The 21,024-nt window shown below is 72.3% G+C and carries 20 protein-coding genes; 17 read left to right on the top strand and 3 right to left on the bottom strand.

Features of this window, described 5'->3' with window-relative positions:
* The first annotated feature begins 3 nt into the window (after positions 1-3).
* From AFL01nite_RS03900 to AFL01nite_RS03870, 7 genes are all read left to right on the top strand, one after another.
* Positions 4-1,179 (top strand): acetoin utilization protein AcuC, encoded by a 1,176-nt coding sequence (locus AFL01nite_RS03900; RefSeq protein WP_146825856.1) that lies wholly within the window; start codon positions 4-6, stop codon positions 1,177-1,179.
* A gap of 210 nt (positions 1,180-1,389) precedes the next feature.
* On the top strand, positions 1,390-1,575 hold the full coding sequence (locus tag AFL01nite_RS03895) for a helix-turn-helix domain-containing protein (protein WP_146825855.1): 186 nt from the start codon (positions 1,390-1,392) through the stop codon (positions 1,573-1,575).
* A 133-nt stretch (positions 1,576-1,708) separates the two neighbouring features.
* A complete protein-coding gene (locus AFL01nite_RS03890) occupies positions 1,709-1,810 on the top strand; it encodes a 30S ribosomal protein bS22 (RefSeq protein ID WP_019143756.1) in 102 nt (33 codons plus the stop codon).
* Positions 1,811-1,813: 3 nt separating this feature from the next.
* Positions 1,814-2,788 carry an NAD-dependent epimerase/dehydratase family protein gene (locus tag AFL01nite_RS03885; RefSeq protein WP_146825854.1) on the top strand — a complete coding sequence of 325 codons (975 nt, stop codon included), beginning with the start codon at positions 1,814-1,816 and terminating at the stop codon, positions 2,786-2,788.
* Positions 2,785-4,137, top strand: coding sequence for a lysophospholipid acyltransferase family protein (locus tag AFL01nite_RS03880; protein ID WP_146825853.1), 1,353 nt, complete (start codon positions 2,785-2,787; stop codon positions 4,135-4,137). The genes AFL01nite_RS03885 and AFL01nite_RS03880 overlap by 4 nt, the downstream gene beginning before the upstream one ends.
* A 25-nt stretch (positions 4,138-4,162) precedes the next feature.
* Entirely contained in the window at positions 4,163-4,819 is a 657-nt protein-coding gene (locus AFL01nite_RS15255; protein ID WP_186813798.1) for a hypothetical protein, read from the top strand.
* Positions 4,812-5,378 carry an RNA polymerase sigma factor gene (locus AFL01nite_RS03870; protein WP_186813797.1) on the top strand — a complete coding sequence of 189 codons (567 nt, stop codon included), beginning with the start codon at positions 4,812-4,814 and terminating at the stop codon, positions 5,376-5,378. Before AFL01nite_RS15255 ends, AFL01nite_RS03870 begins: the two co-directional genes overlap by 8 nt.
* 144 nt (positions 5,379-5,522) lie before the next feature.
* Here AFL01nite_RS03870 and AFL01nite_RS03865 read toward each other — a convergent pair whose 3' ends face one another.
* Together AFL01nite_RS03865 and AFL01nite_RS03860 are read right to left on the bottom strand one after the other, a co-directional pair.
* Positions 5,523-5,894, bottom strand: a complete 372-nt coding sequence (locus AFL01nite_RS03865; protein ID WP_146825850.1) for a hypothetical protein — start codon at positions 5,892-5,894, stop codon at positions 5,523-5,525.
* 151 nt (positions 5,895-6,045) lie between these two features.
* A complete protein-coding gene (locus tag AFL01nite_RS03860; RefSeq protein ID WP_146825849.1) occupies positions 6,046-8,364 on the bottom strand; it encodes an MMPL family transporter in 2,319 nt (772 codons plus the stop codon).
* Between the two features lie 81 nt (positions 8,365-8,445).
* Here AFL01nite_RS03860 and AFL01nite_RS03855 point away from each other — a divergent pair, with 81 nt between their 5' ends.
* On the top strand, positions 8,446-9,054 hold the full coding sequence (locus AFL01nite_RS03855; protein ID WP_186813796.1) for a TetR/AcrR family transcriptional regulator: 609 nt from the start codon (positions 8,446-8,448) through the stop codon (positions 9,052-9,054).
* On the opposite strand, the gene AFL01nite_RS03850 is transcribed toward AFL01nite_RS03855, so the two are convergent.
* Positions 9,051-9,929, bottom strand: a complete 879-nt coding sequence (locus AFL01nite_RS03850) for an HAD family hydrolase (protein WP_146825847.1) — start codon at positions 9,927-9,929, stop codon at positions 9,051-9,053. The genes AFL01nite_RS03855 and AFL01nite_RS03850 overlap by 4 nt on opposite strands.
* A gap of 52 nt (positions 9,930-9,981) precedes the next feature.
* Here AFL01nite_RS03850 and AFL01nite_RS03845 point away from each other — a divergent pair, with 52 nt between their 5' ends.
* From AFL01nite_RS03845 to hemB, 9 genes are all read left to right on the top strand, one after another.
* Positions 9,982-11,532, top strand: a complete 1,551-nt coding sequence (locus AFL01nite_RS03845) for a class I adenylate-forming enzyme family protein (protein WP_146825846.1) — start codon at positions 9,982-9,984, stop codon at positions 11,530-11,532.
* Positions 11,529-11,789, top strand: coding sequence for a glutaredoxin family protein (locus tag AFL01nite_RS03840; RefSeq protein WP_146825845.1), 261 nt, complete (start codon positions 11,529-11,531; stop codon positions 11,787-11,789). Before AFL01nite_RS03845 ends, AFL01nite_RS03840 begins: the two co-directional genes overlap by 4 nt.
* A 63-nt stretch (positions 11,790-11,852) precedes the next feature.
* Complete coding sequence (locus AFL01nite_RS03835; RefSeq protein WP_146825844.1) at positions 11,853-13,199, top strand: polysaccharide pyruvyl transferase family protein; 1,347 nt, start codon at positions 11,853-11,855, stop codon at positions 13,197-13,199.
* A 2-nt stretch (positions 13,200-13,201) separates the two neighbouring features.
* A complete protein-coding gene (locus AFL01nite_RS03830; RefSeq protein ID WP_146825843.1) occupies positions 13,202-15,250 on the top strand; it encodes an acyltransferase family protein in 2,049 nt (682 codons plus the stop codon).
* Positions 15,251-15,355: 105 nt separating this feature from the next.
* Positions 15,356-16,027: a redox-sensing transcriptional repressor Rex gene (locus tag AFL01nite_RS03825; RefSeq protein ID WP_146825842.1), complete on the top strand. Its 672-nt coding sequence runs from the start codon at positions 15,356-15,358 to the stop codon at positions 16,025-16,027.
* Positions 16,024-17,322, top strand: coding sequence for a glutamyl-tRNA reductase (locus AFL01nite_RS03820; protein ID WP_146825841.1), 1,299 nt, complete (start codon positions 16,024-16,026; stop codon positions 17,320-17,322). Before AFL01nite_RS03825 ends, AFL01nite_RS03820 begins: the two co-directional genes overlap by 4 nt.
* Positions 17,319-18,242: a hydroxymethylbilane synthase gene (gene hemC / locus AFL01nite_RS03815; RefSeq protein ID WP_146825840.1), complete on the top strand. Its 924-nt coding sequence runs from the start codon at positions 17,319-17,321 to the stop codon at positions 18,240-18,242. Before AFL01nite_RS03820 ends, hemC begins: the two co-directional genes overlap by 4 nt.
* Before the next feature lie 62 nt (positions 18,243-18,304).
* On the top strand, positions 18,305-19,912 hold the full coding sequence (cobA, locus tag AFL01nite_RS03810) for a uroporphyrinogen-III C-methyltransferase (RefSeq protein WP_146825978.1): 1,608 nt from the start codon (positions 18,305-18,307) through the stop codon (positions 19,910-19,912).
* A 68-nt stretch (positions 19,913-19,980) separates the two neighbouring features.
* Complete coding sequence (gene hemB / locus AFL01nite_RS03805; protein ID WP_146825839.1) at positions 19,981-20,949, top strand: porphobilinogen synthase; 969 nt, start codon at positions 19,981-19,983, stop codon at positions 20,947-20,949.
* Positions 20,950-21,024 lie beyond the last annotated feature (75 nt).

The raw sequence follows: 21,024 nt of genomic DNA, 5'->3' as shown, positions 1-21,024 counted from the left end.
GGCATGGACGATCGCGCCGCGGTGGTGTTCGACGAACGCCTCACCGACTACGACTTCGGGCCGTCGCACCCGATGGCGCCCGTGCGGGTCAAGCTGACGATGGCGCTCGCCGAGGAGCTCGGCGTCCTGGAGGGGCTCGACGTGGTCGGTGCGCGGCCCGCCACCGAGCACGAGCTGCTCAGCGTCCACACGCCCGACTACGTCGAGCGCGTCGTCAACCTGAGCAAGCACCCCACCCACACCGACGCCGCGCACGGGCTCGGCACCGAGGACAACCCCGTGTTCCGCGGCATGCACGACGCGAGCGCCTTGATCGCGGGTGCCAGCCTCGAGGCGGCACGGCTGGTCTGGACGGGCGAGCGCAAGCGCGCGATCAACGTCAGCGGCGGCCTGCACCACGCGATGCCCGGTCGGGCCAGCGGCTTCTGCGTCTACAACGACGTGGCGATGGGCATCCAGTGGATGCTCGACCACGGGGCGAAGAAGATCGTCTACATCGACGTCGACGCCCACCACGGCGACGGCGTGCAGGCGATCTTCTACCACGACCCCCGGGTGCTGACGATCTCGTTGCACGAGTCGCCGCAGACCCTGTTCCCGGGCACGGGCTACTCCACCGAGGTCGGGGCGGAGGGCGCCGAGGGGTCGGCGGTCAACGTGCCGCTGCCGCCCGGCACGTCCGACGCGGGCTGGCTGCGCGCCTTCCACGCGATCGTGCCGGCGATCGTGCGGGAGTTCGCCCCGGAGGTCATCGTCAGCCAGCACGGCTGCGACTCCCACATGGACGACCCGCTGACCAACCTGATGCTCAGCGTCGACGGCCAGCGCGCGTCGTACCTCGCCGTGCGCGACCTCGCCGAGGAGATCACCGGCGGTCGCTGGCTCGCCACGGGGGGCGGCGGCTACGCGGTCGTCGACGTCGTGCCGCGGGCCTGGGGGCACCTGCTGGCGATCGTCAGCGGCAACCCGCTCCCGCCCGAGACCGAGACCCCCGAGGGGTGGCGGCGGGCGGTCGAGCAGCTTCGCGGACAGCCCGCGCCGACCCGCATGACCGACGGTCGCCGCGCCCTCTACCGACGCTGGGAAGAGGGCTACGATCCCGCATCGTGGCTGGATCGGTCGATCCAGGCCACGCGGACTGAAACTTTTCCGCTGAACGGCCTCGATCCCTCGTATTGAGGTAATTTCCCGCTGTAACTGGGTGTTTCACTGTACGCGGACGGTACAGATGCAGGCCGGGAAGCGCGTAAGGTACGCGGCGGCGCGGAGACTTTCAAACTTTGTGTTCACAGGCGACCCATGTGCCACTAGTCTTCACATCAAGCACGCGCGCTCACTCTCCGGTGGGGAAGCCGGAGAGCGCGCGTGCCCTGGGAGGATGGTGTGGAGATGACTGAGGGAACCCGCTTCATGACCGTTGCCGAGGTCGCGGACCAGATCCGTGTCTCGAAGATGACGGTGTACCGGCTCGTCCACTCGGGCGAGCTCGAGGCCGTGCGTGTGGGCCGTTCCTTCCGTGTGCCTGAGCACGCGGTCGAAGAACTGCTGAGCAAGTCGTTCTACCAAGCAGGCTGACGCACCCCACGGTCCGCCCGGGGGCGGACCGTGGGCTGCCGTCGTGGCCTGCACGACCGCGTGTGCGCGGGGCAGGTGCGATCGCCTAGTGTTTGGTCTGTCCTGTGAGTGAAAGATCAGATCGAGGTGAGTCGTGGGTTCTGTCATCAAGAAGCGCCGTAAGCGGATGTCGAAGAAGAAGCACCGCAAGATGCTGAAGCGCACTCGCGTGCAGCGTCGCCGTCTGGGCAAGTGACCGATGTCCGGGGTCGTCCTCGTCACGGGCGCGGCCACGCCCGGCGTGGCTCTTGCCGCGCGGCGCATCGCTGAAGCGGGGGATGTCAGGGTCGTCGCAGTCGACACGACCCTGCCCACCGACGATCTCGGGTCAGTCAAGTTCGTGCGTGCGGACATCCGCACGCCGGTCATCTCCAAGGTTCTCGCCGTCGAGGACGTCGACACCGTGGTCCACATGGACCTGGCGCCGATCCGTCCGCGGGGTTCTGGCAGTGCCACCAAGGAGATCAACGTCATCGGCACGATGCAGGTCCTCGCGGCCTGCCAGCGCTCCGACACGGTCAAGCGCGTCGTGCTGGCCAGCAGTGCCGCCGTGTACGGCGCCTCGCCGCGCGACCCCGCCGTCTTCACCGAGTCGGCGACGGCGCGCGGCGGGACGAAGTCAGGGTTCTCCAAGGACATCGTCGAGGTCGAGGGGTACACGCGCGGCTTCGCGCGGCGCCGTCCCGACGTGTGCGTCACCACCTTGCGCATGGCGCAGTGGCTGTCGCCGCACTTCCCGACGGTCCTGAGCACCTACCTCTCCAATCCGGTGCTGCCCGTGCCGATGGGGTTCGATGCCCGGCTGCAGCTGCTGCACCCGCAGGACGCCCTCGAGGTCATCAGCGCGGCCGCGCTCGAGGACCATCCCGGCACGTTCAACGTGGCCGGCGACGGCATCGTGATGCTCACCCAGGCCGCCCGCATGCTCGGCAAGCCCACCGTGCCCCTGCCGCCCGTGGGGTTCGGTGCGGTGCTCGGCCGGATGGTGCACTTCATGGGGTCGGACGTGTCGCCGGGCCTGCACCGGCTGCTGACCTACGGCCGGGTGCTGGACACCACGGCCCTGCGCGAGATCTTCGGCTACAGTCCCCGTCACACGACGCGCGAGACCTTCGAGTGGTACGCCGAGACGGCGCGCCCGGGTCTGCTGCACGCTTGGGGGATCACGCGATGAAGGACGACCTGAAGGGCATCGGCACGTCCGGCCGCGCCGGACGGGGCAACGGGTCGACGTCGCCTTCGCGCGCCGCCCGGTCGCTCGCCGGCCCTGCGGCGAAGAAGCCCGCTGCGAAGAAGCCGCCGGCCACGAAGGCCGCGGCCCGGAAGGCAACCGGCGCGAAGCCCACGTCGGAGGCCCGGGCCGAGGCGGCCACCTCCGCGCCGGCGCGCACGGCGGCGAAGAAGAAGCCCGCCGCCGCGAAGGCGTCCCCGCAGAAGGCCGCCGCGAAGAAGGCCGCCCCGAAGAAGGCCGCCCCGGTCGAGGAGCCGACGCCGAAGGTCGCGCCCAGCGCGCAGGACCCCAGCGGCCCGGCGGCGGCCGAGCAGCCGATCGGCACGGGGCGCCAGCGTCACCTGCACGCCGTCACCGAGGACGAGGCGCCGCGCCAGGAGCCCCCGCAGGAGGCCACGGCCGACATCGACCCCGAGGACGTCGCGGCCGCGTTCGCCGAGGGAGCCCGGCGCCTGCTCGGCGCCGACTGGCAGACCACGATGACCGAGATCGTCGGCAGCCTGCGCCGCCGCCTCTCGGGCGACTACGCGGTCGACGAGTTCGGGCTCGACCCGGAGGTGCTCGACCTGCTCTCGCACGTCGTCGAGCCGCTGGCCGAGAGCTGGTTCCGCCTCCAGGTGCGCGGCGTCGAGAACATCCCCGCCGACGGCGGTGCGCTGCTGGTGGCCAACCACTCCGGCACGGTGCCCGTCGACGGACTCATCACCGGCTATGCGGTGCGCAAGTACGCCGGCCGGCCGATCCGCCCCCTCGGGGCCGACCTGGTGTTCCGCCTCCCGTACGTGGGGCAGATCGCGCGCAAGATGGGCGCCACCCTGGCCTGCGCCGAGGACGCCGAGCGACTGCTCACGTCCGGCGAGCTCGCGGCCGTGTGGCCCGAGGGCTTCAAGGGCGTCGGCAAGCCGTTCAGCGAGCGGTACAAGCTGCAGCGCTTCGGCCGGGGCGGGTTCGTCTCCTCGGCGATGCGGGCGCAGGTGCCGATCATCCCGGTGTCGATCGTGGGCGCCGAGGAGATCTACCCGTTGATCGGCAACATCCCCTCGCTCGCGCGGCTGCTGGGCCTGCCATACATCCCGATCACCCCGTTCTTCCCGCTCCTCGGCCCGCTGGGCCTGGTCCCGCTGCCGAGCAAGTGGATCATCGAGTTCGGCGAGCCGGTGCGCACCGACGCGTACCCGCCCGAGGCCGCCGACGACCCGATGCTGCTGTTCAACGTCACCGACCAGGTCCGCGAGACGATCCAGCAGACGCTCTACAACCTGCTCGTCGAGCGCGGCAACCCCTTCATCTGACCCGAGCCACGCAAGGAGGCGCGAGATGTCCCACGGACGCCCCGACCTGCGCCTGGACGCCCCGGTCCTCGAACCGTCCGAGGACCTCGTCCAGCGGCTGGCCGCGACCGCGCGGTCCAGTCGTGTCCCGCACCTGGCCCACCGGCACCGCCTCGCGGTCGTGGCCGCATCCTTCCTGGGGGTCAGCGCGATCTCCGTGGGCGGCGCCTGGGCGGTCGGCGCGATCGACGTGCCGGGCGTCCCGTCCTCGCCCCTGAAGCAGGAGGCCACGCTCCCGCCTCCCGCGCCCGACCGCTCCGGGGGCGACTCGGGCGCCGACTCCGGCACCGGTCCGGCCGCCCAGCTGCCGCCGCGATGGAACGACCCGTCGCCCGCCCCGCCGGACGATCCGGTGGACGAGTCCCCGGCCGAGCCGCGCGAGCAGGACGCGCCGGGCCGCGGATCGCGCGACGCCGCCCCGAAGGAGTCGAACCCGGGCCAGGGGGAGACCCGCCGTGAGGACAAGGGCGACAACGGCAAGCGCAAGGGCCAGGACCGGGACGACCCGCCCGGTCAGGGCCAGGGTCGCGGCAACCAGGACGGCAACGGCCGGGCCCAGGAGAAGCCGGACCGGGAGGCGGGCGACGCCGGCCGAAGCGCCGAGGCCCGACAGGAGCGCGAGCGGGGCGACCAGGGTGGCTGACGACGCGGTCGTGGCCGGCGCCAAGGGCGGCGAGCCCGAGGCGTGGCGCCAGCTCTACCGGGCCCACGCCGGTCGACTGGTCGTCTGGCTCCAGACCCGTCCCACCGGCGACGCGGCGGCGGCCGCCGAGGACGTGGCGAGCGAGGCCTGGTCCGTGGCGGCGGCGAAGATCGCCCAGTTCGAGGGCTCGTCCGACGACTTCGGGGGATGGCTCTTCGGCATCGCCCGCCGGATCAGCGCCACGTCGCGGCGCACGTGGCAGCGACGGAACACGCACCCCGGAGAGGTCGGCGAGCTGCTCGAGCCGGAGCCCGACCACGGAGTGGAGATCGCGCACCGGGACGGGGTGCGCGCGCTGCTGGCCCAGCTGCCCCCGCGCGAGCGAGCGGCGGTCGGCCTCGTCGACGGGCTCGGGATGGAGCCCAAGGTCGCGGCCGAGGTGCTGGGCGTCAGCGCCGTGGCGCTGCGGGTGGCGCGCCACCGCGGGCTGCGCCGGCTGGGTCACGCGGTGACCCGGGAGGACCTGCGGACGCTCCCGGGGGCGGCGCCGGGACGCTGAGTCCCTCGGGCGGACATGAGGAGGGGCCGGCCCACCCGGGAGGGGGTGTTGGGCGGACCGGCCCCATTGCCTCAGCACTCCAGTGAGGCGAACCTCCGCACCGGTCGCGACAGCACGACCGGTGCGGAGGAGGTTTCGTGAAGGTCAGCTGGGCTGGTTGGCCAGGCACTTCGCGAGGCGCGCCTGCGCCTTGGCGAGACGCTGGACCTGGGCCTTCTTGGTCTTGGCGACCTTCGTGCGAGCCTGCTTGGCGGTCTTCAGCTTCTTGACGGCCTTGCGCTTCTCGGCGCGCGTGTCGGCCTGCTGGACCTGCTTCTTGGCCTTCTTGACCTTCGCCTGCTGCTTTGCGAACACGGCGTTGACCTTGGCGAGCTGGGCCTCGGCGCGGGTGACCTGCGTGGTCTCGGTGGCGCAGGGCGCGGTGTCCGGGCGGTCCCCGAAGGCCGGGGCCGTCAGGGTGCCGAGCGACAGGGCGAGTCCGGCGGCGACGGTGCCGATGCGGGCGGTCTTCAACATGCGGTTCTCCTCGTTCAGTGGGCAGTCCCGCAGGACTGCTGACACTGGGTACCTGTCACGAGGAGCCGTAGGTGTTACACGGACGCGCTGGCAGTGACGTTCGCGGGGTCGACACGCCGTGTTCGACCCCGCAAACGTCACGCCCAGCGCTTCAGGACTGCTTCTCGCCGAGGCGCTTGAGCAGCTGGTCGCCCTCGATGTCGAGGTCGGGCAGCAGGCGGTCGAGCCAGGCCGGCAGGCGCCAGGCGCGGTCGCCGAACATGGCCATCAGCGCCGGCACGAGCGTCATCCGCACGAGGAAGGCGTCGATCGCGATGGCGATCGCCAGGGCGAAGCCGATCTGCTTGATCATCGGGTCGCCGTTGAAGATGAAGCCGGCGAACACCGCGGTCATGATCACCGCGGCGGCGACGACGACCCGGCTGGAGTGGCTGAAGCCGTCGATCACCGACTCGCGCCCACTGTGTCCGTGGACCCACGACTCGCGCATCGAGGAAACCAGGAAGACCTGGTAGTCCATCGCGAGCCCGTACGCGATGCCCGTGACGAGGATCGGCAGCAGCGCCATCACCGGACCGGTCGAGTCGAGCCCGAACAGGCCGTTGAGCCAGCCCCACTGGAACACGGCGGTGGTGGCGCCCAGGGTGGCCAGGATGGTCAGGAGGAAGCCGGCCGTCGCCTTGAGCGGCACGACGATCGAGCGGAACACGATGGTCAGCACGACCAGCGACAGCAGCACGACGATGCCCAAGTAGATCGGCATGACGTCGCTCATCTTCTCGGCGATGTCGATGCCCATGGCGGTCTGGCCGGTGACGCCCAGCTCGACGTCGTACCGGTCGCCGAAGTCGGCCGACCGGTCGCGCAGGGTGTGCACGAGGGTCTCGGTCGACGGATCGGTCGGGCCGGCCTCGGGGATCAGCGAGACGAGCACGGTGCGGCCGTCCTCGCTCATGCCCGACGCGGTGGCGGAGGCGACGTCCTTCACCTCGCCCAGCTCGGCGACGACGGCGCCGGCGGCCTTCGGGTCGACCGGCTGATCGGACGTGGAGGACAGGACGACCAGGAGCGGACCGTTGAGGCCCTCGCCGAAGGCGTTGCTGACGGTCTCGTAGCTCTCGCGCTGGTCGGTGCCGGAGTTGTAGTTCTCGCTGGAGGGCAGGCCCAGGCGCATGTCCAGGGCGGGGATGGCCAGGACCAGCGTGACGACCACGACCGAGGCGGCCGCGATGAAGCGGTGCTGGGACAGGAAGGTCGCCCAGCGCCTGGCCGTGCCGTGGTCGGTGCCCTGAGCCTCCCGGCCCTCGAAGCGGGTGCGGGCCTTCTGCGAGACGATGCGCTCGCCGACCAGGCCGAGCAGGGCCGGCAGGGCGGTGAGGGCGACGGCGACGGACACCGCGACGGTGGCCGCGGCGATGATCGCCATCGTGGCGAGCAGGCTGATGCCGATGATCGTCAGCGCGGCCAGCGCGATGACGACGGTGGTGCCGGCGAAGAACACGGCGCTGCCCGCGGTACCCACCGCGCGGCCGGTCGCCTCGTGGGCGCTGAGCCGCTCGCGCATGATGAGCCGCCGCTGGCGGTTGACGATGAACAGGGCGTAGTCGATGCCGACCGCGAGGCCCAGCATCAGGCCCAGGACGACGCTCATCGAGCCCAGCTCGTAGAAGTGGCCCAGGGCGTAGGCGCCACCGACGCCCACCCCGACACCGAGCAGGGCGGTCAGCAGCGGGAGCCCGGCGGCCACCACGGAGCCGAGGACGAGGAAGAGCACGACGGCGGCGACGACGAGGCCGACCGCCTCGCCCGCACCGGCGACCTCGGGCAGCTCCTGCAGGGACGAGCCCGGCAGCACCTCGATGTCGGTGCCGGCCAGGGGCTCCTCGGCGGCGTCGAGGATGTCCTCGATCGCGCCGGCGGGCAGGTCGATGATCTGCTTCTTGAACTGGAACTGGGCCATCGCGACGGTGCCGTCGGGCGAGATCGTGACGCCCGGGACCAGCTGCCCCTCGACGACGAGCGGGACCGGCTGCTCCAGCTCCTGGCCCGCGCGGACCGCGGCCATCGCCTGCTCCGCGGCCTCCACCTGGGCGGCGGCCTGCTGCTGGGCGGCGGCCTGGTCCTTCGCCGACCCGGCCAGCTCGGCGGGGTTGACGACCTCGTCGTTGCCGTAGATGGCGTCCATCGAGGCGGCCAGCGGCGCGACGAGCTGCTCGTCGAAGAACGTGCCGCCCTGCGGTGCCCGGTAGACGATCTGTCCCGCACCACCGGCCGCGGCGGGCAACTCGTCCTCGAGCTGCTCCAGTACCCGCTGCGCGGGCACGCCGTTGATCGTCACCTCACTGCTGAGCTTGGGGGCGTTCAGCGCGATGGAGCCGATGATGACGGCCAGCAGGACGAGCCAGGCGCCCAGGAAGCGGGCGGGGTGCGCGAAGGCGGTCTTGCCCCAGCGGTACAGGAGAGTGGACACAGGTCTTCCTCACGAAGTGATAGGTGACTCTCATATCCTAGGATGGGGGGTGGAACGGGACCAGCAGGGCAGGGGAGACGTATGTCACGGCGCGACTCGCGGGCGAACGCCGAGCGCATCCTCGTCGCCGTCCAGCGCCTCTGGGCCGAGGAGGGCACCCCCTCGATGGAACGCATCGCGGCCGAGGCGGGGGTGGGCGTCGCCACCGTCTACCGGCACTTCCCGAACCGGACGGCGCTCGAGAGCGCGGCGTTCCGGCGGATCTTCGCCGAGGAGCTCATGCCGCTCGTCGAGGGTGCCGAGGACGCCGACCTGCTGGAGGTCGCCGAGCGGTTTGTCGAGGTCGTCGGCCGGTACGCCCCGGTGCTGAGCGAGGTCGGGATCAGTCACGTCACCGACGAGGCCCTCGACGAGCTGGCGGAGCCGTTCGTCGAGCTGCTGCGACGGGGGCAGGTCCGGGGCGTCCTGCGCCGCGATCTCGAGCCGGTCGACCTCTACTGGCTGCTGCGCATGATCGTGCTGGGACTCAACTCGCCGGTCGCCTCGAGCACGGTCCGGCGCCGCTACGTCGCGATGCTGCTGCCCGCCCTCGCTCCCGAGGCCCAGAGCGAGCTGCCGCCGCTCGCGGACGAGGACTACGACCGGCTCGGCGCCCCGCCGGAGCGCCGTCGGCCGCCGGTCGAGGACTAGGAGCGTCGCAGTCGCCGGGCGATCAGCCAGGCGACGGAGCTGACCGCTCCCGCCGCGGCGGCCTTGGCGCCGACCGAGGCCACCTTGCGCCCCGTGCGGTAGTCGCGCACCAGCCAGCCGTTCTCCTTGGCGTGGGCGCGCAGCGCGCCGTCGGGGTTGACCGCGCACGGGTGGCCGACGAGCGAGAGCATCGGGATGTCGTTGGACGAGTCGGAGTAGGCGTAGCAGCGGTCGAGGTCGAGGCCCTCGGACTCGGCCAGCGCCCGCACGGCGACGGCCTTGCTCTCGCCGTGCAGCATCTCGCCGACGAGGCGGCCCGTGTAGACGCCGTCGACGTGCTCGGCCACCGTGCCCAGCGCGCCGGTCAGTCCGAGGCGGCGGGCGATCACCTGGGCGATCTCGACCGGCGCGGCGGTCAGCAGCCACACCCGCTGCCCGCGGTCGAGGTGCCACTGCGCCATCGCGCGGGTGCCGGGCCAGATCTTCGCCGCCATGTACTCGTCGAAGACCTCCTCGCCGATCTCCTCGAGCTCGCGCACCTCGTGCCCGGCGATGAACTGCAGGGCCGCGTTGCGCGCCTGCGAGATGTGCTCGGCGTCCTCGACGCCCACGTACTTGAAGTAGGCCTGCTGCCAGGCCGCCCGGGCGATGTCGCGGGTCGAGAAGAACTCGCGCTCGTGGAGGCCGCGGGCGAGCAGGAAGATCGACGCGCCCTGCATGATCGTGTTGTCGACGTCGAAGAACGCGGCGGCGGTCGGGTCGGCCGGCTGGGCCAGCGCCTGCTCGACCTCGGCGGCGGCCGCCGCGGCCTGACCGGCCAGGATCGATCGCGCCTGCAGGTTCCGGGGCGGGCCCGTTCCATGGCGCGGAGACATGGCGCCACTGTATCCACGAACGGGAGTGACGAGGTGTGGTTGACTCGTCGCCATGGCCGTCAACGTCAGTGACGATCTGCGCGAGACCGCGCGTCGAGATCCCGAGGGCATCGCCCTGATCGAGCCGCGCACGGAGCGCCGGGTGACCTGGGCGGAGTTCGACCAGTGGGCCGATCGCGTCGCCCAGACCCTGCTCGGCCGCGGCGTGCTCGCCGGTCAGCGGGTCGCCCTCGTGATGAGCAACGGCATCGACCTCGCCGTGGCCTACTACGGGGTGCTTCGCGGCGGCATGGTCGCCGTGCCGATCAACCCCCGGGCCACCCCGCGCGAGATCTCGCGGATGGTCGCGGCGTGCGCGCCGAAGATCGTCGTCGGCGACGCGCAGTCGATCACGCAGGTCCGCCAGGCCGACACCGGCGACTCGGTCATCGTCGTCCACCGGGCCGCGCCCCAGGAGGGTGAGCTGCGCTTCGGCGCGCTGCTCGAGCACGCGGTCGACGCCACGCCCGTCGCGCCGCCCGATCCCGAGTCGCTGGCCGTCGTGCTGTTCACGTCCGGTGCCACCGGCCTGCCGCGGGGGGTGATGCTGACCCACCGGGCGCTGGTCGCCGACCTCGACCAGCTCCTGGAGGTCGACTCGCCGCCGGTCATCCGGCCCGACGACGTCGTCCTCGGGCTGCTGCCGATGTTCCACATCTACGGGCTCAACTGCGTGCTGTCGCTGTCGGTCCGGGTGGGTGCGGCGGTCGTGCTCGTCGAGGAGTTCGATCCCGGGAGCCTGCTGGCGGAGATCGCCGAGCGGCACATCACGAACCTGCCGGTCGCGCCGCCGGTCATCTCGGCGTGTGTCGGCCTGTCCGGTCTGCGCGAGGCGCTCGCCGGGGTGCGCCTCATCGTCTCGGGCGCCTCCGCCCTCGACCCCGAGCTCGCCGAGGCGTTCCACGCCCTCTCGGGCCAGCCGGTCGAGCAGGGCTACGGACTGACCGAGACGGCCCCCGTCCTCACGATGACGATCGGCGACGGCCGCGCGCCCGGCGAGCTGCCGCCCGGAGGCTCCGTGGGCCGCCCGCTGCCGGGCGTCGAGATCGCGCTGCGCGACTTCCTCGGGCAGGTGGCCGCCCCCGGCGACCCCGCCCAGATCTGGGTGCGCGGCGCCAATCTCTTCTCGGGCTACTGGCCGGACGGCTCCGACGGGCCCGACGCCGAGGGCTGGTGGGCCACCGGCGACATCGGCCTGCTCGACGACGCCGACAACCTCGTCCTGGTCGACCGGCTCAAGGAGACGATCAACGTCTCGGGCTTCAACGTGTACCCCTCCGAGATCGAGGAGGCGATCGTCGACGCGCCCGGTGTCGAGTCGGTCGCCGTGATCGGGGTCGAGGACGAGCGCACCGGCGAGGCCGTCGTGGCGTTCGTGGTGCCCGAGGACCTGGAGGGCGACGCCGCCCCGGTGGAGGAGGCCGTGCGCGCGATCGCCGCCGAGCGCCTCGCCCGCTTCAAGGTGCCGTCACGGGTGATCGTCGTGGCCGCCCTGCCGCACTCGCCCACGGGCAAGGTCGCCAAGGGTCGCCTGCGTGCCCTCGTGAAGTCGGATCCGGCATGACCGTCGCCCACGCCGACGACGCTCGCGTCGTCGTCTACTCGCGCGCCGGCTGCCACCTCTGCGAGGCCGCCGAGCAGCTGGTCGCCCAGGTCGTCGCGGACACCGGCGACGGGTGGGCCCGCGTCGACATCGACACCGACCCCGACCTGCAGCAGCGCTTCACCGACCAGGTGCCCGTCACGTTCGTCGACGGCCGCCAGCACGACTTCTGGCGGGTCGACCCCGACCGCCTCCGGGCGGCGCTCGCGCGACGGTGATCGGCCGGTCGTCCCGCGGGGGTGGCGTGGCCTTCCGTGGCCGCGTCGGGGAGACTGCATAGCGTGTCAGATCGCATCTACGTCCGCCGGTACGTCGATCCGCTGAACCCGCCCTCCATGGCGAGGTTCCGGGTCGGTTGCGGCAAGAACTCGGGCAACCTGGTCTTCGCGGCGTCCGCGCAGCGGTCGCTCACGGTCGACGGCGTCGACGTCGAGGCCAACAACCTGCGCACCCTCCTGCGCAGTGTCGACCGGCTCAACGACGAAGGTCGCCACGTGGTCATCCCGTTGGCGAACGCGTTCCGGCCCGACTTCCTGCCCAACCTGACGGCGCTGACCGAGGCGATCGAGCGCCTGACCGTGCCGGTGACGATCCTCGGCGTCGGCGGCCAGTTCAAGCTCGACGGCACGGTCGAGACGACGGACGAGGTCGACGCGGCCGCCCGCCGCTTCATGCGCGCGGTCCTGTCCCGCGGTCCGTCCCTGGGCGTGCGGGGCGAGCGCACCGCCGGGTACCTGAACGGGCTCGGGTTCGCCGAGATCGACGTCATCGGCTGCCCGTCGATGTTCCTGCGCGGGGCCGACCTGTCGATCCGCGACACGGCGCCGGCGTTCGACGCCGCGACGAAGGTCAGCATCAACCTGACGCCCCACGTCCCCATCCCGAAGGGCTGGGTCGACGACGTCTTCACCCGCCATCCCCGCACGGAGTACGTCGCCCAGGACCTCAAGGACCTCGACGCGATGCTCGGCGGCCCGGCGGTCAAGGCGGCCTCGCCCGAGTACCCCGCGTCCATCCGCCACCGGGCCATCCGCGACGACCGGGCGGTCCTGTACTGCCACGCGCCGACGTGGATCGACGCGATGGCCGCCCGCGACTTCACGGTCGGGCACCGCATCCACGGCAACATCGCGTCGCTGCTGGCCGGGACGCCCGCCCACGTGATCGTGCACGACAGCCGCACGCAGGAGCTGTGCGAGTACTTCGAGATCCCGCACACCGCCGTCACCGCGCACACGCGCGAGCTCACGCCCCAGCGGCTCTTCGAGGCGTCCGACTACGGTCCGCTCGTCGCCAACCACCCCGAGCGCGTGGCGCGCTTCGCCGGGTTCCTCGAGAAGCACGGCCTGCGGCACGTGCTCGACCTGCCCGCGGGCGGGGCCCCCTTCGACCGGGCGGTCGCCGAGGCGCAGATCCGTCCGAGCCTCGTGGTCCGGCCACGGTCCAGCGCGCCCGAGATCCTCGACCTGCGGGCGTGGAACACGGCGCGCGCCGCCCACGAGGGCATCGCCCGCGCCGAGGGGCGCGTCGCCCGCGCCGAGAAGCGGATCGCCGAGCTCGAGGCGCGCCTCGCCCAGACGAAGAGCACCGGTGGCGGCCTGCTGAGCGTGCTCCGCCGCGGCCGCTGACGATGCGCCTCGAGATCCAGGCCCTCCGGGCGGTCGCCGTCCTGGCGGTCGTCGGCTTCCACCTGTGGCCGGGGCGCCTCAGCGGCGGCTACATCGGCGTCGACGTCTTCTTCGTCATCTCGGGCTTCCTGATCACGGGTCACCTCATGCGCGAGGTCGACCGGGACGACCGGGTCGACCTGGCGCGGTTCTGGGCGCGCCGCGCGCGGCGCCTGCTCCCGGCCGCCTACCTGGTGCTGCTGGTCTCGGCCATCGGTGTGCTCGTGTGGCTGCCGTCGGCGCAGTGGACCCAGAACTTCCGCGAGATCATCGGCTCGACGCTCTATGTCGAGAACTGGGTGCTGGCGGCGGACGCGGTGGACTACCTCGCCGCGGACGGCATCCCCTCGAGCGTGCAGCACTACTGGACGCTCTCGGTGGAGGAGCAGTTCTACCTCGTCTGGCCGCTGCTGGTGATCGCCGGCCTCGTCATCGCACGCCGCACTGGCCGGTCGCGCCGCGTCGTGGTGCTCGCCGTCCTGGCGACCGTGACGCTGGTGAGCTTCCTGTACTCGCTGTGGCTGACGGCCGAGCACCCCCAGCTGGCGTACTTCGCCACGCCGGCCCGGGCCTGGCAGTTCGGCGCCGGAGCGGTGTTCGCTCTCGTGGTGGCGGCCGGCCGGGTGCGCCTGCCGGCGCGGGTCGCGATCCCCGCCTCGTGGCTGGGCTTCGGCGTGATCGCCGCGTGCTCGTTCCTGTACGACGAGCTGACCCCGTTCCCCGGCACCGCGGCCATCGCCCCGGTGCTGGCGACGCTGCTCGTCATCGCCGCCGGATCGCCGGCCGGCCCCCTGTCGCCGACCCCGCTGATGGCGTGGCGACCCGTGCAGGCGACGGGCGACCTGTCGTACTCGATGTACCTGTGGCACTGGCCCCCGATCATCCTGCTGCCCGAGATCCTCGGCGAGGAGCTCGGCTTCGCCCCGCGGGTGGGCATCCTCGTCGGCACGTTCGTCGCGGCCTGGCTGACGATGCACCTCGTCGAGAACCCGATCCGCTTCGGCACGCGCGGCGGCATGCGCCGCCCCGTCGTGACCGGTCTGGCCTCCGTGGCCGCGGCGGCGGTCGTGGTCTCGGTCGCGGCGTACGGCTGGCAGGCCGGCGACGCCGAGGAGCAGCGCGCCCAGGAGCTGACTGCGCGCGTCAACGCCGACATGCCCGAGTGCTTCGGCGCGGCCTCGATGCCGCCGGCGGGGGAGTGCGAGAACCCCGACCTCGCCACGATGAGGGTCCCGGCCGGTCCCGACGTCTCACGCGACTGGGGCGGCCGCAGCCAGTGCTGGGGCAAGAACGACCAGGTCGAGCTCAAGTCGTGCGACTTCGGCGAGCGGGCGGGCGACCGGCCGCGCGTCGTGCTCGTGGGTGACTCCCACGCCCGCGCCATGCTCCCGGCCTTCGTGCGGCTGGCCGAGATCGGCGAGCTCTCGCTGACGACCCACCTCAAGGGTGGTTGCGCCTGGTCGACCGACCCGCCGGGCCGCGTCGCGGCTGCCGAGGTCCTCGACACGTGTCCGGCGTGGCGGGCCAACGTCGAGGAATGGATCGAGCAGAACAGCAGCGACATCGACCTGATCGTCACGACCGGCCTGGCCCGCAACCTCGCGGGGTCGCGCACGGAGCAGGCGAAGGCGCTCTCGGCGGCCTGGACCCGGGCCACGAGGCTGGGCGTCCCGGTGGCCGCCCTCGTCGACAACCCGGACAACGGCCAGCCCCCGGCGAAGTGCCTGGACCGGGTGGACTCCTGGGACGAGAGCACGTGCTCGGTGAAGCGCGAGGACGCGTTCCCGTACGGCGATCCCTTCGGCGAGGCCGCCCGGATGACCGACGGTGCGTACCGGATCGACATGACCGACTTCTACTGCCTCGAGGACGTGTGCCCCGCGATGATCGGCGGCGTGAACGTCTACCGCGACAGCCACCATCTGACCGCGACGTTCACCCGGACGTTGGCGCCATTCCTGTGGAACCGCATCACCGGGACCGTCGACGGACTCACCACGGATGACCGCTGAACCGGATGCACGAGCGCTCTCGATTTTGTGAAAGGGTTCCCAAACTCTTAGACTGACCGGGCGCTACGGCTAAAAATTCCCGTCATTCCGCGGCGCAGGAGCACCGTGACCATTCTTCGCAGCCCAGCTGGGATCCCCGACGCCACCGTGGCCCGGCTCCCGCTCTACCTGCGTGCGCTGGACGAGCTGGCCGAGCGAGGGACGGACGTGTGCTCGTCCGAGCACCTCGCCACCGCGGCCGGCGTCAACTCCGCGATCGTCCGCAAGGACCTGTCGCACCTGGGCTCCTACGGCACGCGCGGCGTCGGTTACGACGTGCGCTTCCTGGCCGGGCACATCGCCACCGTCGTCGGCCAGACCCAGCCGTGGCCGGTCGTCATCGTCGGTGCCGGCCACCTGGGCTCGGCGCTGGCCGCGTACCAGGGCTTCGGCGCCCGGGGGGTCAAGGTCGCTGCGGTCGTCGACGCCGACCCCGATCTCGTCGGCACCGTCGTCGGCGGTCACGAGGTGCGGTCGATCGACACCCTCTCCGACGTCATCGAGCACGGCGAGGTGTCCCTCGCGATCATCGCGACGCCGCCGGCCGCCGCCCAGAGCGTCGCCGACGCCCTCGTCGCCGCCGGCATCACCAGCATCCTGAACTTCGCGCCCACCGCTCTGCAGGTGCCCGACGCGGTCGACCTGCGCCAGGTCGACGTGGCCGCCGAGCTGCAGATCCTGGGCTACCACGCACACCGCCGCCAGGCGGAACCTGCCGAGGAGGCGGTTCTCTCATGAGCGTTCTGGTCGTCGGCCTGTCGCACAGGTCCGCGCCGGTGGACCTGCTGGAGCAGGTCTCGCTCGACACCGATGCGACGGTCAAGCTGTCGCACCAGGCGCTCGAGGTCCCGGCCATCAGCGAGGCCGCGGTCATCTCCACCTGCAACCGCGTCGAGGTCTACGTCGAGGCCGAGCGCTTCCACGGCTCGGTCGAGGACCTGGCCCAGCTGCTGGCCGACCAGTCCGGGCTGCACCGCGACGCGCTGCTGCCGCACGTGTACGTCCACTACGACCAGGCCGCCGTCGCGCACCTGTTCCGGGTGGCCGCGGGCCTGGACTCGATGATCCTGGGCGAGAGCCAGATCCTCGGGCAGGTCCGCGAGGCCCTGCACCGGGCGCAGGCCGAGTCCACGATGGGCGCCAGCCTCAACGCGCTGTTCCAGCAGGCGCTGCGGATCGGCAAGCGCGGCCACGCCGAGACCGGCATCGACCGCCTCGCGCCGTCGATCGTCACCGCCGCGCTCGACACGGCCGGCGACGTCGTCTCGGCGCCCGACACGCGCTTCCTCGTCGCGGGTGCGGGCACCATGAGCCGGCTCGCGGTCCGCACCCTGATCGAGCGAGGCGTCGCGCCGTCGCGCATCTGGGTGGCCAACCGCACGTTCCAGCGCGCGTTCGAGCTCGTCGCCAGCCACGGCGTCAGCGCCGTGCGCTGGGAGTCGCTCGACGTCGAGCTGTCGGCCGCCGACGTGCTCGTCACGTGCACCGGCGCCACCGGCTTCGTCTTCGACCGCGAGCGGGTCGCCCGCGCCACCGGCGACGGCCGCGCCCTGACCGTGATCGACCTGGCCCTGCCCCGCGACGTCGCGCCCGACGTCCGCGAGTTGGACCACGTCACGATCGTCGACATCGAGGTGCTCGCCGAGCGTGCCTCGGCCGACTCCGTCGCCGAGGACGTCGAGCAGGTCCGCGAGATCGTCCAGTCCGAGGTCGACGCCTTCCTGGCCGGTCGCCAGCAGGCCAAGGTCACGCCCACCGTCGTGGCGCTGCGCAGCATGGCCACCGAGGTCGTCAGCTCCGAGTCGGCCCGCCTCGAGTCGCGCCTGCACGGCCTGGACGAGGCCCAGCTCGACGAGGTCCGTCGCGCGCTGCGGCGGGTCGCCGAGAAGCTCATCCACCAGCCCACCGTGCGCGTGAAGGAGCTCGTCGAGGGCCCCGAGAACCTCACCTACGCCGATGCCCTGGCGCACCTGTTCCAGCTCGACCCGGCGGCCGTCAGCGCCGTCACCGACCCCGGAGGTGATCCCGCATGATCCGCCTCGGAACCCGGGCCAGCGCGCTGGCCACCACCCAGTCCGGCTGGGTCGCCGACCGCCTGCGTGAGGCGCACGGCGTCGAGGTCGAGCTCGTCGAGATCTCGACCGAGGGCGACCGCTCCAGCGCGCCGCTCGCGCAGATCGGCGGCACCGGCGTCTTCGTCGCCGCCGTCCGCGAGGCGCTGCTCGACGGCACGGTCGACCTCGCGGTCCACTCGCTCAAGGACCTGCCCACGACGCCGGCCGACGGCCTGACGCTGGCCGCCGTGCCGCAGCGCGAGGACCCGCGCGACGTCCTGATCGCCCGCGACGGCCTCACCCTCGGCGAGCTGCCCCGCGGCGCCCGCGTCGGCACCGGCAGCCCGCGGCGCATCAGCCAGCTGAACGCCCTGGGCCTCGGCATCGAGATCACCGGGCTGCGCGGCAACGTCGACACCCGGATCCGCAAGGTCACGAGCGGCGACCTCGACGGCATCGTCCTGGCGCGCGCCGGCCTGCTGCGGCTCGGCCGCGCCGACGAGGCCACCGAGATCCTCGACCCGATCCAGATGCTGCCCGCTCCCGGCCAGGGAGCCCTCGCCTGTGAGTGCCGCGCCGATGATGCCGCGACCACTGCACTGCTCGCCGTGCTCGACGACCCGGACACCCGGGCCGCCGTCACGGCCGAGCGCGCCCTCCTCAACACCCTTGAGGCCGGGTGCTCCGCGCCCGTCGGAGCCCTCGCCGACGTCGTCTGGGGGGACGACGGAGACGAGCTCTGGCTGCGCGCCGTCGTCGGAGACCTCTCCGGCGCACCTGTCATCCGCCGTTCGGCCGTGGGTGCTCCTGCAGAGGCGGCCGCCCTCGGGCGCCGCCTGGCCCAGGAGATGTTGGCCGACGGCGCCGATCAGCTCATGGGATCGGCCACCCCCGCATGACCTCCCCGCACGACACTCCGCCACTGATGAAAGCAAGGAAGAGCGTGTCCACCACCTCCGCGATGCCCACGTCCCCCTCCACCACCGCGACGACCACCCGGCCCTCGGCCGGGCGGGTCAGCTTCGTCGGTGCCGGTCCCGGCGACGCCAGCCTGTTGACCGTACGAGCCGCTGAACTGCTCGCCCAGGCCGACGTCGTGATCGTCGAAGCCCCCGAGCAGGAGGCTCTCGTCACGAACGGAGCCGAGGTCGTCGACGGCGGCACCAACGCCTCCGGCGAGATCCTCACCCACGCCGCCCGCGGCAAGCTCGTCGTCAAGCACGCCAAGACCGGCGCGCACGTCGTGCGCCTCATGGTCGGCGACCCGTTCACGTACGCCACCGGCCCCGAGGAGGCCATGGCCTGCGCCAAGGCCGGCATCTCCTTCGAGGTCGTGCCCGGCATCTCGTCGGTCTCGGCCGTCCCGGCCTACGCCGGCGTGCCGCTGACCGACAAGCAGCACCGTGAGTTCAAGGTCGTCAGCGTCGGCGACTCGACCGTCGACTGGAGCGAGGCCGCGCGTCACGAGACGCTCGTGCTGCTCTCGGCCGTCGGCCGCATCGCCGAGGTCGCCACCGGCCTCGTCGCGGCCGGTCGCTCGCCCGAGACGCCGGTCGCCATGACCCGCCTCGGCACCACCACCCGCCAGGAGACGGTCGTCTCGACCCTGGAGAACATCGCCGCCGACGCCGCCGCGTCGCAGATGGCTCCGCCGGCGATCATCGTCGTCGGCGAGGTCGTCGCGATGCGCGACGCGCTGTCGTGGTTCGAGACCAAGCCGCTGTACGGCTGGCGCGTCCTGGTGCCCCGCACCAAGGAGCAGTCGCAGACCCTCGCCGCGCGCCTGCGCATGTACGGCGCGGTCTCCGAGGAGGTCCCGACCATCTCGGTCGAGCCGCCCCGCAACCCGCAGCAGATGGACAAGGCCGTCCGCGGCCTCGTCGAGGGCCGCTACGAGTGGGTCGCCTTCACCAGCGTCAACGCCGTCAAGGCCGTCCGCGAGAAGTTCGAGGAGTACGGCCTCGATGCCCGTGCCTTCAGCGGCCTGAAGATCGCCGCCGTCGGCGAGAAGACCGCCCAGGCGATCGAGACGTGGGGCATCCGTCCCGACCTCGTGCCGTCGGGCGAGCAGTCCGGTCGCGGCCTGCTCGAGGACTGGCCGCCGTTCGACGAGCTGCTCGACCCCATCAACCGGGTGTTCCTGCCGCGCGCCGACATCGCCACCGAGACGTTGGCCGCCGGCCTGGTCGAGCTGGGCTGGGAGGTCGACGACGTCACCGCGTACCGCACCGTCCGGGCCTCGCCGCCGCCGGCGCCGACCCGTGAGGCGATCAAGTCGGGCAAGTTCGACGCCGTGCTGTTCACGTCGAGCTCGACCGTGCGCAACCTCGTCGGCATCGCCGGCAAGCCGCACGCGACGACGATCATCGCCTGCATCGGCCCGGCCACGGCCAAGACGGCCGAGGAGCACGGCCTGCGCGTCGACGTGATGGCCGAGAAGCCGTCCGCCGAGGAGCTGGCCGACGCGCTCGCGCAGTTCGGCGAGCAGCGTCGCGTGCAGTTCCTGGAGGCAGGCGAGCCCGTGCTGCGCCCGTCGCAGAAGAAGCCGTCCTCGCGCCGCAAGGCCTGATCCACGTGTGAACCCGGCGCGTCGCTCGAGCGAGCGGCGCACCGGGATCACGTCCTGAAGGAGGCAGCATGATCGAGCGTCCCCGCCGGCTGCGGTCGTCCGCGGCCGTCCGCCGGCTCGTCCGCGAGACGCACCTGGTCCCGTCGCAGCTGGTGCTGCCGATGTTCGTGGCCGAGGGGGCGTCCGAGCCCCGGCCGATCGCGAGCATGCCGGGCGTCGTCCAGCACTCCCGCGACACCGCGCGCCGGGCGTACTCGGAGGCGGCCGCGCTGGGCCTGGGCGGCGTCATGCTGTTCGGCGTGCCCGAGCGCAAGGACGCCGTGGGCTCCGGCGCCTGCGACCCCGACGGCATCCTCAACGTCGCGATCGCCGACGCCCGCGCCGAGGTCGGCGACGGCCTGCTGGTGATGAGCGACCTGTGCCTGGACGAGTTCACCGACCACGGCCACTGCGGTGTGCTCGACGCCGAAGGGCAGGTCGACAACGACGCCACCCTTGAGGTCTACGCGCAGATGGCGGTGGCGCAGGCCGCCGCCGGCGCCCACGTCGTCGCGCCGAGCGGGATGATGGACGGCCAGGTCGGCGTGATCCGCGACGCGCTGGACGAGGCCAGGCACCTCGACACGATCGTGCTGGCCTACGCCGCCAAGTACGCCTCGGCCTTCTACGGACCGTTCCGCGAGGCCGTCGACTCGTCGCTCCAGGGCGACCGCCGCACCTACCAGCAGGATCCGGCCAACCGTCGCGAGGCGCTGCGCGAGACCCTCCTCGACGTCGAGCAGGGTGCCGACATCGTCATGGTCAAGCCGGCCATGTCCTACCTCGACGTCCTCGCCGACGTGCGGCTCGCGGTCGACCTCCCGGTCGCGGCGTACCAGGTGTCGGGCGAGTACGCGATGATCGAGGCCGCCGCCGCGAACGGCTGGATCGACCGCGACCGCGCGATCGACGAGTCCCTGCTGTCGATCCGCCGCGCCGGCGCCGACATCGTCCTGACCTACTGGGCGGCCGAGGTCGCCGCCCGCCTGAAGCGCTGAGCGTGACGTTTCCGGGGTCGGACACGGCGTGTCGCCCCCGCAAACGTCACTGCCAGCGCTGCCGAAAGGAGTTCA

Source organism: Aeromicrobium flavum (assembly GCF_007992115.1).
Taxonomy (GTDB): Bacteria; Actinomycetota; Actinomycetes; order Propionibacteriales; family Nocardioidaceae; genus Aeromicrobium; species Aeromicrobium flavum.
The sequence above is the reverse complement of the archived record's forward strand: the minus strand, read 5'-3'. Positions and strand labels throughout refer to the sequence as shown.

Excerpts from the sequence above, each read along its gene's own strand:
- hemB (WP_146825839.1), top strand. The coding sequence starts at position 19,981 with ATGATCGAGCGTCCCCGCCGGCTGCGGTCGTCCGCGGCCGTCCGCCGG.
- AFL01nite_RS03840 (WP_146825845.1), top strand. The coding sequence starts at position 11,529 with ATGACCGTCGCCCACGCCGACGACGCTCGCGTCGTCGTCTACTCGCGC.
- AFL01nite_RS15255 (WP_186813798.1), top strand. The coding sequence starts at position 4,163 with ATGTCCCACGGACGCCCCGACCTGCGCCTGGACGCCCCGGTCCTCGAA.
- AFL01nite_RS03880 (WP_146825853.1), top strand. The coding sequence starts at position 2,785 with ATGAAGGACGACCTGAAGGGCATCGGCACGTCCGGCCGCGCCGGACGG.
- AFL01nite_RS03830 (WP_146825843.1), top strand. The coding sequence starts at position 13,202 with ATGCGCCTCGAGATCCAGGCCCTCCGGGCGGTCGCCGTCCTGGCGGTC.
- AFL01nite_RS03895 (WP_146825855.1), top strand. The coding sequence starts at position 1,390 with ATGACTGAGGGAACCCGCTTCATGACCGTTGCCGAGGTCGCGGACCAG.
- AFL01nite_RS03900 (WP_146825856.1), top strand. The coding sequence starts at position 4 with ATGGACGATCGCGCCGCGGTGGTGTTCGACGAACGCCTCACCGACTAC.
- AFL01nite_RS03845 (WP_146825846.1), top strand. The coding sequence starts at position 9,982 with ATGGCCGTCAACGTCAGTGACGATCTGCGCGAGACCGCGCGTCGAGAT.
- AFL01nite_RS03865 (WP_146825850.1), bottom strand. The coding sequence starts at position 5,894 with ATGTTGAAGACCGCCCGCATCGGCACCGTCGCCGCCGGACTCGCCCTG.
- hemC (WP_146825840.1), top strand. The coding sequence starts at position 17,319 with ATGATCCGCCTCGGAACCCGGGCCAGCGCGCTGGCCACCACCCAGTCC.
- cobA (WP_146825978.1), top strand. The coding sequence starts at position 18,305 with ATGCCCACGTCCCCCTCCACCACCGCGACGACCACCCGGCCCTCGGCC.
- AFL01nite_RS03850 (WP_146825847.1), bottom strand. The coding sequence starts at position 9,929 with ATGTCTCCGCGCCATGGAACGGGCCCGCCCCGGAACCTGCAGGCGCGA.
- AFL01nite_RS03855 (WP_186813796.1), top strand. The coding sequence starts at position 8,446 with ATGTCACGGCGCGACTCGCGGGCGAACGCCGAGCGCATCCTCGTCGCC.
- AFL01nite_RS03820 (WP_146825841.1), top strand. The coding sequence starts at position 16,024 with ATGAGCGTTCTGGTCGTCGGCCTGTCGCACAGGTCCGCGCCGGTGGAC.
- AFL01nite_RS03885 (WP_146825854.1), top strand. The coding sequence starts at position 1,814 with ATGTCCGGGGTCGTCCTCGTCACGGGCGCGGCCACGCCCGGCGTGGCT.